Origin of the sequence: Glycomyces endophyticus, from assembly GCF_039531525.1 — a bacterium.
GTDB lineage: Bacteria > Actinomycetota > Actinomycetes > Mycobacteriales > Micromonosporaceae > Glycomyces > Glycomyces endophyticus.
Genome location: NZ_BAAAQF010000007.1, coordinates 169,987 through 185,113, shown reverse-complemented (window position 1 = coordinate 185,113; position 15,127 = coordinate 169,987). Strand labels below are relative to the sequence as shown.

At 73.1% G+C, this 15,127-nt stretch carries 12 protein-coding genes; 8 read left to right on the top strand and 4 right to left on the bottom strand.

Annotated features, from left to right (window positions below):
- Nucleotides 1-149 precede the first annotated feature (149 nt).
- Nucleotides 150-1,307 carry a glycosyltransferase family 4 protein gene (locus ABD419_RS12185; RefSeq protein WP_344486553.1) on the top strand — a complete coding sequence of 386 codons (1,158 nt, stop codon included), beginning with the start codon at nt 150-152 and terminating at the stop codon, nt 1,305-1,307.
- On the opposite strand, the gene ABD419_RS12180 is transcribed toward ABD419_RS12185, so the two are convergent.
- Nucleotides 1,304-2,005, bottom strand: coding sequence for a CDP-alcohol phosphatidyltransferase family protein (locus tag ABD419_RS12180; protein ID WP_344486550.1), 702 nt, complete (start codon nt 2,003-2,005; stop codon nt 1,304-1,306). The two genes, ABD419_RS12185 and ABD419_RS12180, sit on opposite strands and share 4 nt — an antisense overlap.
- A 377-nt stretch (nt 2,006-2,382) precedes the next feature.
- On the opposite strand from ABD419_RS12180, the gene ABD419_RS12175 reads away from it, so the two are divergent.
- Nucleotides 2,383-3,750 carry a glutamate-cysteine ligase family protein gene (locus tag ABD419_RS12175; protein WP_344486548.1) on the top strand — a complete coding sequence of 456 codons (1,368 nt, stop codon included), beginning with the start codon at nt 2,383-2,385 and terminating at the stop codon, nt 3,748-3,750.
- Between the two features lie 54 nt (nt 3,751-3,804).
- Here the strand turns inward: ABD419_RS12175 and ABD419_RS12170 are convergent, their stop codons facing one another.
- Complete coding sequence (locus ABD419_RS12170; RefSeq protein ID WP_344486543.1) at nt 3,805-5,088, bottom strand: hypothetical protein; 1,284 nt, start codon at nt 5,086-5,088, stop codon at nt 3,805-3,807.
- Nucleotides 5,089-5,278: 190 nt separating this feature from the next.
- Between ABD419_RS12170 and ABD419_RS12165 the strand changes: the two genes are divergently transcribed.
- The 4 genes from ABD419_RS12165 to ABD419_RS12150 all read left to right on the top strand — a co-directional run bounded on the left by ABD419_RS12165 (nt 5,279) and on the right by ABD419_RS12150 (nt 10,952).
- Nucleotides 5,279-6,553 (top strand): serine hydroxymethyltransferase, encoded by a 1,275-nt coding sequence (locus ABD419_RS12165; RefSeq protein WP_344486540.1) that lies wholly within the window; start codon nt 5,279-5,281, stop codon nt 6,551-6,553.
- Between the two features lie 195 nt (nt 6,554-6,748).
- Nucleotides 6,749-8,314 (top strand): LPXTG cell wall anchor domain-containing protein, encoded by a 1,566-nt coding sequence (locus ABD419_RS12160; RefSeq protein ID WP_344486537.1) that lies wholly within the window; start codon nt 6,749-6,751, stop codon nt 8,312-8,314.
- Nucleotides 8,315-8,480: 166 nt separating this feature from the next.
- Nucleotides 8,481-10,037, top strand: coding sequence for a hypothetical protein (locus ABD419_RS12155; RefSeq protein WP_344486534.1), 1,557 nt, complete (start codon nt 8,481-8,483; stop codon nt 10,035-10,037).
- Nucleotides 10,038-10,136: 99 nt separating this feature from the next.
- Nucleotides 10,137-10,952, top strand: a complete 816-nt coding sequence (locus ABD419_RS12150) for a hypothetical protein (protein ID WP_344486533.1) — start codon at nt 10,137-10,139, stop codon at nt 10,950-10,952.
- A 146-nt stretch (nt 10,953-11,098) separates the two neighbouring features.
- On the opposite strand, the gene ABD419_RS12145 is transcribed toward ABD419_RS12150, so the two are convergent.
- Entirely contained in the window at nt 11,099-11,317 is a 219-nt protein-coding gene (locus tag ABD419_RS12145; protein ID WP_344486530.1) for a hypothetical protein, read from the bottom strand.
- Nucleotides 11,318-11,640: 323 nt separating this feature from the next.
- On the opposite strand from ABD419_RS12145, the gene ABD419_RS12140 reads away from it, so the two are divergent.
- Entirely contained in the window at nt 11,641-12,465 is an 825-nt protein-coding gene (locus ABD419_RS12140) for a P1 family peptidase (RefSeq protein WP_344486527.1), read from the top strand.
- Between the two features lie 55 nt (nt 12,466-12,520).
- A complete protein-coding gene (locus tag ABD419_RS12135) occupies nt 12,521-13,429 on the top strand; it encodes a glycoside hydrolase family 191 protein (RefSeq protein WP_344486525.1) in 909 nt (302 codons plus the stop codon).
- Here ABD419_RS12135 and ABD419_RS12130 read toward each other — a convergent pair.
- Entirely contained in the window at nt 13,411-14,991 is a 1,581-nt protein-coding gene (locus ABD419_RS12130) for a GGDEF domain-containing protein (protein WP_344486522.1), read from the bottom strand. The genes ABD419_RS12135 and ABD419_RS12130 overlap by 19 nt on opposite strands.
- Nucleotides 14,992-15,127 lie beyond the last annotated feature (136 nt).

Below are 15,127 nucleotides of genomic sequence, written 5' to 3'. Positions count from 1 at the left end.
CGGAGATCGACGCTGCGTCTCCAGACACCGGGCGGCCCGCCGACACGGTACCCGACAACCTACACCTATTCGGCTCCTGCGGTATCTTCGGCCGAGCTGAAAGCCGCCCCCGCCACCCCGTCGTCGGGCCGTCACTTGAAGGAAGCCCTGTGAAGATCGTCATCGCCCACAACCGGTACGCCTCGGCGCAGCCCTCCGGCGAGAACGTCATCGTGGACTACGAGATCGGGGCCCTGCGCGAGGCGGGCGTGGAGGTCGTCCCCTTCCTGCGCTCCTCCGACGAGATCGCCTCCCTTCCCCCGCAGCGCAAGGCGCTCCTCGCGGCCTCGCCCGTGCACGCGGCCGGCACCCAGCGGCGCCTCGCCGAGCTCATCGAGCGCGAGCGCCCCGACCTGCTCCACCTCCACAACCCGTACCCGCTGCTGTCGCCGTCCGTGGTCCGCACCGCCCACCGCGCGGGGATCAAAGTGGTCCAGACCATCCACAACTACCGGCACGACTGCATGAACGGGCTCTACTTCAGGGACGGCCACGACTGCCGCGACTGCCACGGCAAGCGGTGGAACGGGCCCGGCGTGGCCCACGCCTGCTACCGGGGCTCGCGCGCCCAGAGCGCCGTCATGGCCGTCGCCCTCGGCGCCCACCGCGACACCTGGCGCTCGGTCGACCGGTTCATCGCGCTCACCGACGCCATGGCCGGGTACCTCAGGAGCATCGGCATCGCCGACGACCGGATCCGAGTCAAGCCCAACGCCGTCGCCGACCCCGGCGTTTCACCCCTCGGCGAGGGCTTCCTGTTCAGCGCCCGGCTCGTCCCCGAGAAGGGCGTCGAGCTGCTGCTCGACGCCTGGAAGCGGGCCCGGCCCGCGGTGCCGCTGCGCATCGCCGGCGACGGCCCCCTGCGCGGGCTCGTCGAGGACGCCGCGGCCGCGCACCCCGAGGTCCACTACCTCGGCCAGCTCGACCCGGCCGCCCGCGACGCCGCCGTCGCGGCCTCCGCCGCCGTCGTCGTGCCCTCGATCTGGCAGGACATCCTGCCGACCTCCGGCATCGAGGCGCTCGCCGCCGGGCGGGCCGTGGTCGCGACCCGCATGGGCGGCGCGCCGTTCATCGCCGGCGAGGGCACCCCCGCGCCCGCCGGGGTGGTGGCCGCGCCCGACGCGGACGCGCTCGCGGCGGCGATCCGCGAGGTCGCGAAGGACCCGTCGTACGCGGCGAACGCCCGCGCCCGCTACGAGGCGGTGTTCGCGCCCGAGGTGACGCTGCGCCGGCTCGTCGAGATCTACGAGGAAGTGCTCGCGGACTAGCGGAGCGTCGCCCGCGCGTTCACCGCGATGCTCGCCAGGAGGAACAGCCCGTTGACGGCCCCGAAGCACAGCATCACGGCCGCCATCGACGCCGGCCACAGCAGCGCGAGGGCGACGACGGCGACGACGAAGCCGTAGTCGCGCACCAGCTTCACGAGGCGCACCGCGAGGCTCGTCGACCTGACCATCGACACCGACGCGTCCTCCTTCGCCATGACGGCGGTGACGAGGTTCGTCATCCACAGGGCCGCGAACGCGGCGCCGCACCAGGCGGGGAGCCACGGGGTGTAGGCGTCGGCCACGGCGACGACGACCGCGACGACCGACGCCTGGATGGCGACGTCGCAGAGGATGTCGACGCGCGCGCCGGCGTCGGAGCCGGTGCCGGTGACGCGGGCGAGCTGCCCGTCGGCGCAGTCGAGCATGTAGGCGGCGTGCCACAGCACGAGCGCGCCGAGGGCGAGGGGCCACCACGGGGCGCCGTCCTTCGCGGCCGGGATGTAGGCGATGACGGCGGCGCTGGTCGCGAGCCCGACGAGCAGGTTGAGCAGGGTGAGGTGGGTCGGCTTGAGGCCGGCTCGCCATGCGGCGTAAGCGAAGAGCGCGCCGCCGCGCTGGTCGAGGAGGGTGACGAGGCCGCCGCCGCGGTTGGCGGCGAGGAAGTCGGCGGGCCGGTGGGGCGGGCGCTGATCGGACACGCGGCGATCCTATCGGTGCGGCCGCGGGCCCCCGGGCGGCGGCGGTCGCGACGCTCGCGACGCGGTCGGCGACGGTGCGTCGCCGGGCGGGACCCCCTTGTGTCAAGATCCCGACACCACCGCGCCGGGCGGCTCCCTAATATGAGCGCGACGTACACCATTTGGGACGAAACCACTTCTCCTTTGGTAGCCAGCGCATGACCAAGAGTCCTAGAGTTGATGGACGTTCGATTCCTGGGGAGGAACATATGGGCGACGAGGTGACCGGCTCTGCCTTGAAGCACTGGGATCACCCCGCGTATTCGGCGAGGCTCCAGGCGGGACGAGCGGCCCTCGCGCAGTTGCTCTCCGAGGAGCGCCTGGACCGCGGAAGACCGATGACGGGGCTCGAACTGGAGCTGGATCTCCTTGAGCCCGACGGGAGTCCGGCGTTCGCGAACGACGCGGTGCTGGAGCACCTGCACACCTCCGGCGAGGAGGACGCGCTCTACGGCGCCCAGCACGAGCTGGGCGCGTTCAACATCGAGCTGAACCTGCCGCCGCGGCTGCTCGACGGCGCCGGGCTCTCCTGGTACGAGAGCGACCTGGCGGCGGTGCTCGCGGAGGTGCGGGAGGCGGCCGGGAAGGCCGAGGTGCTGATCTGCCCGATCGGGACGATGCCGACGCTGTTCACCGACCACATGGGGGTGGACGCGCTGTCGCGGGCGCGGCGGTACCGGATCCTGAACGACGAGATCATGTCGCAGCGGGGCGAGGACCTGCGGATCGACATCCGCGGCGCGGAGTCGGTGGACTTCACGTCGTCGACGATCGCGCCGGAGTCGGCGAACACGTCGGTGCAGTTCCACCTCCAGGTCGCGCCGGAGGACTTCGCGCGGTACTGGAACGCGGCGCAGGCGTTCGCGGGCGTGCAGGTGGCGACGGCGGCGAACTCGCCGTATCTGTTCGGGCGGCAGCTGTGGGCCGAGACGCGGGTGATCCTGTTCGAGCAGGGCACGGACACGCGGCGGGCGAACCAGCGGGCGGCGGGCGCGAAGCCGCGGGCGTGGTTCGGGGAGCGGTGGATCGGCGGCGTCCTCGACCTGTTCGACGAGAACTACCGGCACTTCGCGCCGCTTTTACCGCTGTGCGACGAGGAGGACCCCGAGGCGGTCATGGCCGGCGGCGGGGTGCCGCACCTCCAGGAGCTGCGGTACCACAACGGGACCGTGTACCGGTGGAACCGCCCGGTGTACGACGTGCACCGGGGGCGCCCCCATGTGCGCGTGGAGAACCGGGTGGTGGCGGCGGGGCCGACGGCGGTCGACATCTGCGCGAACATGGCGCTGTTCTACGGCCTGGTCGCGCACTTCGCGGACGCGGAGGTGCCCCTGAGCGAGCGGTTCTCGTTCGCGGACGCGGCGGCGAACTTCCGGGCGGCGGCGCGGCACGGCATCAACGCCGACCAGGTGTGGCCGGGCCTGGGCCTGGTCCCGGTGCGGCGGCTGGTGCTGGAGGAGCTGCTGCCGAAGGCCGCGGAGGGCCTGGCGTCCCTGGGCGTGGGCGGCCGGGACGTGGACCGGTACCTGGGGGTGGTCGAGGCGCGGTGCCGCCGGGGGGTGAACGGCGCGACCTGGCAGGTCGCGCGGGTGCAGGTCGCCGAGCACCGGCAGCGGCTGGAGCGGCGGGACGCGCTGCGGGCCATGGTCCTCGACTACGCCGCGCGCGCGGCGGACGGGCGGCCGGTGCACGAGTGGGACGTGTGAGCGGATGACGGNGCCGGCGGCCCCCCCGGCCCCGCCCCCCCTCGTCTGCGGCGCCTACTCCTCGGCGGTCTCGTCCGAGTTGATCTTGCGGCGGGTGCGGGCGGTGGTCTTCTTGGCGCGGCGGGCGGGCTTGGGGGTCTCCTCCGCGGGCTCGTCCATGTCGACGGCCTTGAGCTCCTGGACCCAGTCGACGTCGGGGTTCGGCGCGTCGTCGCCGGCCTGGGGCTCCCATTCGGCGCGCTTCTGGGCCTCCTGCCTGGCGGCGCGCTCGGAGTCCTTGGCCTGCTGCTTCTCGCGGCGGGTGGGGCGCTTGGGCCGGGCGGGGGCGGGGGCGAGGTCCTTGGTGTCCGACTCGTCCTCGTAGGCGGAGGCGGGCGCGGGCACGGTCCAGCCGGGGACGGTCTCGACGAGTCCGGCGGGGGTCTCGCGGGAGTCGTCGCGGGGCTCGTCGCGGTCGTCGATCTGCCCGCCGCCCTTGGGGAGGGCGCAGACGACGAGGGAGCCGAGGAGCCCGGCGATCGCGGCGTACGGGCCGACGAGCATGACGGCGAGGGACTCGGCGTTGTCGAGGCGGGAGGGCCCGGCGACGAGGTGGGCGACGGTGACGATGAGGGGCCCGGCGATGCCGGAGGCCGCGGCGATGCGGTACCCGGAGCTGGAGATGTGGCTGCGGCGCGCGAACGCGGCGACGACCGCGCCGATGACGATCGAGCCGGTCACGAACGGGATCGCGATGGAGAACCCGCGCGTGCCCAGGAACGTGTCCGACCCGGCCCACGAGCCCCACACGCCGAGCTCGGTGACCGGGGAGACGCGGTCGCCGACCTCGACGAAGACGGCGAGGATCGCGAGGAGCCAGACGAGGGCGGCGGAGGCGCCGACGTTGACGGCGACCGACCGGGAGGAGAGGCCGATGAGGGCGAGGGCGAACCCGACCGCCGCGCCGAGGCCCGCGGCGATGAGCGGGTCGGTGGGGAAGCTGGTGAACACGGCGCCCTGCTCGGCGGAGAGGGAGACGAGCGGGCCGACGGCGAAGGCGCCGGCGGCGGAGGCGAACACCGCGGCGACGCGGGTCGCGGGGGTGGCGTGCGCGGCGGCCCGGGAGCCGATCGCGCCGGAGGCGAGGCCGCCGACGACGCAGGACGCGGCCGAGAACCACGCGACCCACGCGAGGTTGGCGTTCCAGCGGTAGTCGAGGACGGGGTCGGCGGCGCCGGGGGCCGCGTCGGCCCAGGAGAGGAGCCCGAAGCCGTAGGCCAGGCCGAGCTGGGCGAGCGCGGCGAGCGCCGCGACCGCGAACCCGGCGCCGACGGTCTTCGCGGCGGATCTAGGTGACATACGTCGCACGCTACTGCGTGTACGCAATGGAGTCTCGAACGGCCGATCGCGTGAGGGTGCGGGCGGTCGCGCCGTCTCACACGTGAGGAAACGGACGGGGCTCCGGGCGGGGCCCCCGGCTATGCTCGGACCATCAAGGCCACCTGCCCGGTCGCCGTGCGAGATCATGCCGATCAGCGAGGAGCATTGCATGTCCGACGCCTACGAGGCCCTCACCGCGAACCTGGCGGCCGCCGACCCCGAGATCGAGCGGCTCATCGAGGCCGAGGGTCGCCGCGAGTCCGAGAAGATCCGCCTCATCGCGTCCGAGAACTACGTGTCCGAAGCGGTCATGCAGGCCACGGGCTCGATCCTGACGAACAAGTACTCCGAGGGGTACGCCGGGAGGCGCTACTACGAGGGCCAGCAGTTCATCGACCCGGTCGAGCAGCTGGCGGTGGACCGGGCCAAGGAGCTCTTCGGCGCCGACCACGCGAACGTGCAGCCGTACTCGGGGAGCCCCGCGAACCTGGCCGTCTACCTGGCGTTCCTGTCCCCCGGGGACAAGGTCCTGGGCATGGGCCTGCCCGCGGGCGGGCACCTGACCCACGGGGCGAAGGTCTCGGCCACCGGCAAGTGGTTCGACGCCGTGCACTACGGGGTCCGCCGCGACACCGGCCGCGTCGACCTCGACGAGGTCGCCGAGATCGCCCGCCGCGAGCGCCCGAAGATGATCATCTGCGGCGGCACCGCGATCCCCCGCACCGTCGACTTCGCGGGCTTCAAGGCCATCGCCGACGAGGTCGGGGCGGTCCTCATGGCCGACATCGCGCACATCGCGGGCCTGGTGGCCGGCGGGGCGCACCCGACGCCGATCGGCCACGCCGACGTCGTCACCACGACCACGCACAAGACGCTGCGCGGCCCGCGCGGTGCGATGATCCTCGCGAACGAGGAGCACGCCAAGGCGATCGACAAGGCCGTGTTCCCCGGTCTCCAGGGCGGCCCGCACAACCACACGACGGCGGCGATCGCCGTGGCGCTGCGCGAGGCCGCGAAGGACTCGTTCAAGACGTACGCGGCCCAGATCGTCGCGAACGCGAAGGCGCTCGCGGAGGGCCTGAGCTCGCGCGGGTTCGACCTGGTCTCGGGCGGCACCGACAACCACCTGATCCTGGTCGACCTGACCCCCAAGGACATCGGCGGCAAGCCGGCGGCGAAGGCCCTGGACGCGGCGGGCATCGAGCTGAACTTCAACTCGATCCCGTTCGACACCCGGAAGCCGATGGACCCGTCGGGCCTGCGCATCGGCACCTCGTCGGTGACGACCCGCGGCATGACCGAGGGCGACATGGACCTGATCGCGGGCTGGATCGACCGCGCGGTCGCGGCCGCGAAGGACGGCAAGGACGCCGAGCTCGAGGTGGTCGCGGGCGAGATCCGCGAGCACACCAAGTCCTTCCCGATCCCGGGCTGGCACGCGTAAGCAGCGTTGACCTGCGCGAACGGGCGCTCCTCCATGCGGAGGGGCGCCCGTTCCGTGTGTGCTGCGCAACATCTGGAGAAATTTCCGCATCGGGGTGCGTCAGGTCCGCGGGGGCGGGCGTCTAGTAGTCATCGAGTCCCCGAGGAGCGAACACCACAAGGGACTGTCCACTCTCACCTGTCAAGGAACCCTGCCATGCCTGCACCCTTTTCCGCGGTCGAGCGCGCCCCGATGCGCCTGGCCGCCCTCGCCGGAGCCGCCTCCCTCGGCGCTCTCGCCTTCGCCCTCCCCGCCCACGCGCAGCCCGCCGCCCCCCAGATCGACTTCGCCGCCCCCGAGGTCCTCGAGGCCGGCGCGGGCTTCGCCCCGGCCACCCTCGACATCGAGTTCGGCGACGACTTCGAGCCCGACGCCCACACCGTGACCGCCGTCCTCAGGTGGGAGAACCAGGAGGAGATGCACTACGGCGGCGTCTCCACCGACGACGGCTTCTGCGGCATGGACGCGTTCCACAACACGCTCTCCTGCGTCTCCCACGAGGCCGACGGCTCGCTCCACTTCGAGCTCGAGTACGGGGCGCTCCCCGAGGCGCAGGCCGGCGAGTGGGGCTACACGCTCACCGTCCTGGTCGACGAGGAGACCGTCGCGGTCCAGGAGGGCACCACCGAGATCACCGTGCCCGACTGGGACGGCCCGTTCCTCCACGGCAGCACCGCGGTCGACGGCGTCGCCCCCGGCGACACCGTCGGCGTCCAGCCGGACTTCTACCAGCAGGACGCCCTGCCCGAGGACACCGCGGCCGTCGTCGCCGTCTTCACGGACGCCGAGCGCCTCCCGCACGGCCTCGCCGCTCCGCAGGCGGACTTCGACAACTGCACGGAGCTCGAGTACGGCGACGTCGCCTGCGCCTTCACCGAGTTCGAGGACGCCGCGGGCACCGGGTTCACCTTCAGCGACCCGATCGCCTACAGCGTCGGCGACAGCGCCCCCGGTCCCATCCAGGCCTGCGGCTGCTCCTACTGGGTCCGGGCGGTCGACGCCGACACGCTCGAGTCCGAGTACGGCGGCGTCTTCTGGGACGAGGGCTCCGCCAACCTGCTCGGCCTCGCCTCGACCGGCGCGACGGACGAGTTCGGCGACCCTTACAACGGCTGGATCGACCTCACCACCGTGCCCAACCCGTACGACCTCGCCGTGGCCGACACCGCGATCAAGGGCGACGACGGCGACGAGGTCACCGTGACCGTGCCGGTCACCAACGGCGAGTCCGCCGAGGCCCCGAGCTTCTTCGACGGCCCCGGCTCCTACGCCCTGGTCGGCGACCTCCCGAAGGGCACCGAGTTCGTGTCGGTCGAGTCCGACGACTCGTTCTACTGCCAGGACGACTCCGAGGAGTACTTCCGCGACACGATGCCCGCGATCGAGGACCCCGACGCCGCCGACTTCGTCTGCATCTTCACCGACGTGCCCGGCGGCGGCGAGATCGAGGTCGAGCTCACGGTGACGGTCGTGGACGAGGACGCGTCCGGCAAGGGCCTGCTCCAGGTCGTCGCCTTCGGCGACCAGGACTACCCCGGCGCGCTGGACGGCGACCTGGGCAACAACACCGCCGACCTGACGCTGAACGGCTCCGGCCACCTGCCGAAGACCGGCTCCTCGATGACGTGGATCCTCGCCGGAGCGGCCGCCGCCCTGGTCCTCGGCGTGGTCCTCTACATCGCCACCCGCCGCCGCAAGACCGCCGGCGACACCGCCGAGTAGGCCCGCCACCACCAGGACACCCGCAGAGCGCCCGGCCCCCACAGGCCGGGCGCTCGTCCGCGTCCGAGAAACTCCGGCGGGGATCGCAACGCGTCACCGGCCGTTCGCGTTGAGTTCATATAGTCCGCCGTCCGGCCGCCGGCCGGGCCCTCGCTAAGGAACTCCCATGACTCCGCCTCTCCCGCGTCGTGCGGGCGGGCGCCTGGCGGCCGTCCTCGCGGCCCTGCTCGCGGGGGCGCTCACCGTCCCCGCGTCCGCCCAGGCGCAGCCGCCCGCCGAGGCGACCTACGACTTCCAGGGCCCGGTGCACCTCGGCGACGAGGGCCTGCCGGGCGGTTTCACGCTCGTCTTCGGCGACGGCTTCACGCCCGGCGCCCACACCGTGTCGGTCGCGCTCGAGGTCGACGCCGCGCCCGGCACGTTCCGGTTCACGACCGGCGACCTCGGCGCGGGCCTGCCGTGCACGAACGACGCCGACCACACGCGCGTCGACTGCGTCAGCGAGGCCGCCGCGGCCGAGCTGTACTTCCCGTTCGGGTTCGGCGCGCCCCTCGACGCGCCGACCGGGGTCTACGGGTACACGGTGACCGCGGCCGTCGACGGCGAGGCCGTCGACACCGCCTCGGGCGCGATCGAGATCGTGAACCCGTTCCCGTCGCAGGCGTTCCCGTTCCGGCACGCGAACCTCGAGTACACCGGCGTCGAGCCGGGCGCCGTGGTCGGCGTCAGTCCGGAGTTCGTGCAGGCCGACGCGTTCGACCCGGGCACGGGCGCCGTCGTGGTCACCTTCACCGAGCCCGAGTACGCCGAGTTCGACCAGGGCGTCGACGCGTCCGCGGCCTACGACAACTGCGCCGACGACTTCCTCGGCCGGCGCGGGGTGGTCTGCGTGATCACCGACTTCGAGGACGCGCCGGGGACGGCGCTCACCACGACCGCACCGATCCCGTACGAGGTCGACGCGCTCGCGCCGGGCCCGTTCGACGTGTGCGTCTGCTACATCAGCGCGTACACCGTCAGCGAAGACGAGCGCGAGGCCGTCTACGGGGACATCACCTGGGACGAGGAGGGGCACCTCATCGGGCTGCGGGAGGCCGCCGAGCCGGCGCGCGAGTACTCGGACCCGACGGTCGGCGAGCTCGACATCGTCACCCGCGAGCACTTCTACGACCTGGAGATCGGCGACGCGGACGCGCGCGGCGGCCGCGGGGAGGAGCGCACGCTCACCGTCCCGGTCGGCAACGGCGGGCCCGCGACCGCGTTCGGGCTCTTCGGCGTCCACTCCTACTACGTGACCGGGACCCTCCCCGACGGGCTCGACCTCGTGGAGGTCGACAGCGACGCGTCCGAGCACTGGGACTGCCTGAGCGACGCCGAGGCGGCCGAGATCCTGCCCGACCTCGACCCGGACGGCCGCGACTTCGTGTGCATGTTCGACCGCCTCGACGCGGGCGGCGAGATCGAGTTCGCGTTCACCGTCGCGGTCACCGACCCGGACTCGACCGCCCGAGGGGTCCTGGAGGTCCACGGCCGCAACAACGCCGGGATCTACCCGGGGGTCCTGGAGGACGACCTGGCGAACAACACCGGCGCGATCACCGTGAACGGCACGGCGCTCCCCGACACGGGCGCGTCCCTGACCGGGGTCCTCGCGGCGGCGCTCGCGGCGCTCGCCGCCGGCGCGGTCCTGCTCCTCGCCCCGCGCCGCCGAGCACGGGCCTGACCTGCCGCGGCCGCCCGTCCGCCCGGGATTCGCACGGGCGGCCGCAACCGCGGGGACGTCTCGCACGTTTCAGTCAGGTACGGACGAAAGGAGCCCGCGATGGCGCAGGCGACCACCCGAACCCGACGGACGGCCCGCCTCGCGGCGGCGGCCGCGGCCCTGATCGGCGCGGCCCTGGCCGCTCCGGCGCCCGCGCAGGCGCAGGACGGCGACCCCTACCACCCGTTCCTGCACGCCGACCTGGCCTTCACCGGCGTCGCCCCGGGCGGCGCGGTCGAGGTGAACCCGCGCTTCACGCAGGAGGCGGCGCTGTCCCCGGAGACCGCGGCGATCGTGATCGCCTTCAGCGGCTCCTTCGACGACGAGGGGCAGACGACCGCGGGGGCCCGCGCGGACGCGGACTACGACAACTGCCGGCCCGGCTACTTCGACGACCCGCGCGGCACGACCTGCATCGTCACCGAGTTCACGGACCTGCCGGGCGCGATCCTCACCCTGACCGGCCCGGTCGTGTACACCGTCGACGCGGACGCGCCGGCCCTGGCGGACGCGTGCGCGTGCGCGTACGGCGTCTCCGCGGTCACCGCCGAGGACCTGGCGACGGACTTCCCCGGCTTCACGTGGGACCCGGAGTCGGAGAACCTCGTGGGCCTCACCACCGCGGACGCCTGGGACGGGCCCGGCAGCGGCCCGAACCCGGACCTCGGCGGCGACATCGCGATCACGACCGCCGGCGGCCCGGACGAGCCGACCGCCGAGCCGACGCCCGAGGCGTCCGGGCCCGCGTCCGCGGCGCCGAAGCTCCCCGAGACCGGGGCGCCGGTCGGGCCGGTCGTGAGCGGGGCGGCCGCGCTCGTCGCGCTCGGCATGGTCTTCGCCGCCGCCGCCGCGCGCCGCCGCCCGGCCGGGAGGTAGACGCGAAGCGGCCCCGGCCGCATCGGCCGGGGCCCGTGCCCGTGTCCGGGCGTGCGAAACGCGCCGGGCCCGGGGGCCTGCGGCGCGTTCAGCGATCGGAGTGTTGCAGTCGGCTCGGCGCCTTGTGGGCGCGCTCGCCTCGGGACCTAGCGGGCCAGGCCGGCGAGGGCGCGGCCCTCGACCCGGTCGGCCACGCGGCGCAGGACGCCGGCGGTCGAGAGGCGGACCTTCTCGGGGCGGGTGACGCCGAAAGCGTACGGCTTGTCGGCCCGACCGTCGTCAACGACCGGCGCGTTCGGCAGGGCCGAGGTGGCGGCGGTGTTGGCGGCGTCGACTGCGAGGTATGCACCTACGAACTCGTACATGGTGATTCCTTCCCGGCGGGGTGCGCCGGATCGTGGATTCTGAAGGGGGACCGCTCGTCGATGACGCCATTGTCGACGGCGGGGAACCGTCGCGATCGCCTTGGACCGCTTCGGGAGGCCGTTCGCGGAAGCGGTTCGGGTTCGCCGTTCCGGTTCCGCCGCTCTGGGCCTCTGCGTCAATGTTAAGCCCGCCGCACGAGGGAAATCCAGGTATTTCGCGTGGGTCACAGGTGTCCCAGGACACTGTCCACAAAGCACTGAGTTATCGTTCGGTTATCGAATTCCAGAGGCGCCCCCGAGCCCCATGACGGTACGCTGTCCTGATGCGGGACATGGGAGTTCGCGTCGGCCACTGGACCGGCGAGCACACCGGCTGCACGGTGCTGCTGTTCGAGGAGGCCGTGCTCGCCTCCGGCGAGGTCCGCGGCGGCGCCCCCGCCAGCCGCGAGATCGAGCTCCTCGACCCCCTCCGCTCCAACACCGGCGTCGACGCCGTCCTCCTCACCGGCGGCTCCGCCTTCGGCCTCGCCGCCGCCGACGGCGTCATGCAGTGGCTCGCCGAACGCGGCCGCGGCGTCCCCACCCCCGGCGGCACCGTCCCGATCGTCCCCACCCTCGGCCTCTACGACCTCGACGGCACCGGCAACGTCCCCGCCGCCGCCCAGGGCTACGAGGCCTGCGACGCCGCCATGGCCCCCTTCGAACCCGCCCTCGACGGCCCCGTCGGCGCCGGCCGCGGCGCCACCGTCGGCCAGTGGCGCGGCGTCACCCTGCCGTCGGGCCTGCGGACCGCGACGGTCAGCGCCGGACCGGTCACCGTCACCGCCCTCGCCGCCGTCAACGCCTTCGGCGAACCCGGCCCCCTCGACCGCGGCCTCCTCCGCCCCGAGGGCTTCGCCGCCGGCGGCTTCGGCCGCAACACCACCATCGGCGTCGTCGTCACCAACGCCCGCCTCGACAAGGTCGAGTGCGCCCTCGTCGCCCAAGGCGCCCACGACGGCCTCGCCAAGGCCATCAGCCCCGTCCACACCCGCATGGACGGCGACGCGTTCATCGCCGCCGCCACCGGCGCCCTCCCCGCCTCCGTCGACGTCGTCCGCGCCCTCGCCGTCGAAGCCGTCGCCGAAGCCGTCGGCGACGCCGCCTGAACCGCACCCCCGGACGAAACCGGCACGCTCGCCCCAACCGGATACCCTCGGACCCATGAGACGCATCGGCGCCGCCATCGCAGCCCTCCCCCTCCTCCTCGCCGGCTGCACCGGCGCCGACGCCGACCCCCTCGGCGAACCCCTCCCCGACGACGCCGCCGCGACCGCCGACGGCTGGCTTTACCAGCTCAGCGGCTACCAGGACGACACCCTCGACGCCGTCGCCGCCGCACCCCAGCCCACCGCCGTCGTCGACCTCGCCCGCGACGGCGGCGACGACTACTGGACCGCCGCCGAGATCACCGCCCTCCACGACGCCGGCAAGACCGTCTACGCCTACTTCACCATGGGCTCCATCGAGACCTACCGCCCCGAATACGACGCCGTCGCCGCCGCGGGCTCCGACCTCGTCCTCAACCAGTGGGGCGACTGGCCCGACGAGTACTTCGTGAAGTACTGGGAGCAGGACTGGTGGGACCTCGTCATGCGCCCCCGCCTCGACCAGGCCGCCGCCGCCGGATTCGACGGCGTCTACCTCGACGTCCCCAACGCCTACGAGGAGATCGACCTCGCCCTCGTCCCCGGCGAGACCCGCGAGACCCTCGCCCGCAAGATGGCCGACCTCGTCATCGCGGTGGACGAGTACACCGCCGGCGGCCTCGCCGTCCTCCCCCAGAACTCACCCGAGCTCATCGAGCAGGACGGCTACCTCGACGCCGTCGACGGCATCGGCATCGAAGAGCTCTGGTTCCTCAACGCCGACACCCCCTGCGACGAGGACTGGTGCGCCGAGAACCTCGCGAACACCCGCGCGATCCGCGACGCCGGCAAGCTGATCCTGGCCGTCGACTACGCCGCCGACCCCGCCAACAAGGCCGCCGCCTGCGCCCATTACGCCGACGAGGGCTTCAGCGGCGCCGTCGCCGGCGTCGACCTCGACACCGTCTACGAACCCTGCCAGTAGACCTCGCCGAAGTCCTCCCCGCCGACGCCCCCGACCTCGCCGTCAGCCGTTAAAAGGCCCTTCCGCGACCGCTTCATCTGATACATCGCCTGGTCCGCGGCCCACAGCGTCTGCGCCGGATTCCCGCCCGTCGCCAGCCGCGCCCACCCGATCGACACGTCCACCGGCGTCCCCGGCACCGAGTACTCCCAGTTCTCCGCGGCCACCGCGATCCTGATCCGCTGCGACACCGCGTCCGCGTCGTACTCCGTCGCCCCCGGCAGCACCATGATGAACTCGTCGCCGCCCGTCCGCGCCAGCAGGTCGCCCGACCGCACCACGCTCGACAGCAGCGCTGCCAGCCGCTGCAGGATCGCGTCCCCCGCCTGGTGCCCGTGCGTGTCGTTCACCGCCTTGAACCCGTCCAGGTCCAGCACCGCGATCATCCCGTCCCCGTCGACGTCCGACAGGAACGCGTCCAGCCGCCGCCGGTTCGGCAGCCCCGTCAACTCGTCGGTGTTCGCCCGGTCGGCCCAGCCCGCCGCCGCCCGCCGCAGCTGGTCGTGGTCGACCAGCGCCGCCGCCGACGCCAGGTAGATCGTGTGGAACTCGTTGATCTGCTTGTACAGCGCGTACGTGGTCGCGTGCGCCGCCAGGATCGACGCCGCGTGGTCGCCCTTCGCCACCAGCGCGAGCGACCGCAGGTGCTGCGGCTCCATCACGCCCAGCGTCTCGTCCCCGATCTCCCGCGCCTCCAGCACCTCCAGGGCCTCCAGCCCCCGCGCCTGCGCGATCAGCCGCGACGCCCGCGCCATCGTGCGCAGGTCCATCGCCTCCACCGACGACGTCTCCTCCGGCAGCAGGTGCTCCACCGACCACTGCTCGCTGAACCCCAGCAGCGACAGCCGCGCGAGCGCGTAGTGCACCCACTCCAGCTCCCGCGTGTCGAGGTCGTGCAGGTTCGGCTTCACCCGCCGCAGCTCCTGCCGCAGCAGGCCCGTGCACGCCCGCGGGTCGCCGGTGTAGTACCGCAGCAGCGCGTCGCGCACCCGGATCTCCACGCCCTCCACAGAGGACCGCGTCACCCCGGCCCGCTCCGCCAGCGTGTGGCACTGGTCGAGCGCCCCCGCCGCCTGCTGCTGGTACCCGCAGTTCGAGAGGATCACCGCCAGGTCGTACCAGGCGTCCACCGCGGCCTGGCTCGCCTCCGTCATCGACCGCAGCGCGCGGGACGACAGCACCAGCCGCTGGGCCGTGAAGTCGAGCGACTTGATGTGGTGGTGGTAGTACCAGGCCGCGAGCGCGTGGTACTTCCCGTCCAGGCGGGGGTCGCGGCAGCGCGCGACGGCGGTGCCAGCCTGGTCGATGGTGCTGGGGATCTTGTCGATGGCGCGCTGGCTGATCTGGCCCTGGAGGATGAACAGCCAGGCCTGGGCGCGCTGCTGGGCGGTCTCGGAGTTGTAGACGATCCAGGTCGCCTCGCTGACGGCCTCGGCCACCTGGCCGGACCGCACGAGTCCGCGCAGACGCCGGTACTGGTCGGCATAATCACGCGCTGACGTGAGCTCCCTCCGTGGCGTCACGCGCTCTATCCTGCCACCGCTGCGCGGATATATCCAGTGCCGCAGGTGCCGGGCCCGGCCGCGTCCCGACTCGGATGGGCATGGGCCCGAACCGTTCTCCCCCCTCGGGGCGCGTCGGGCGCTTAGAGTTGGGGCA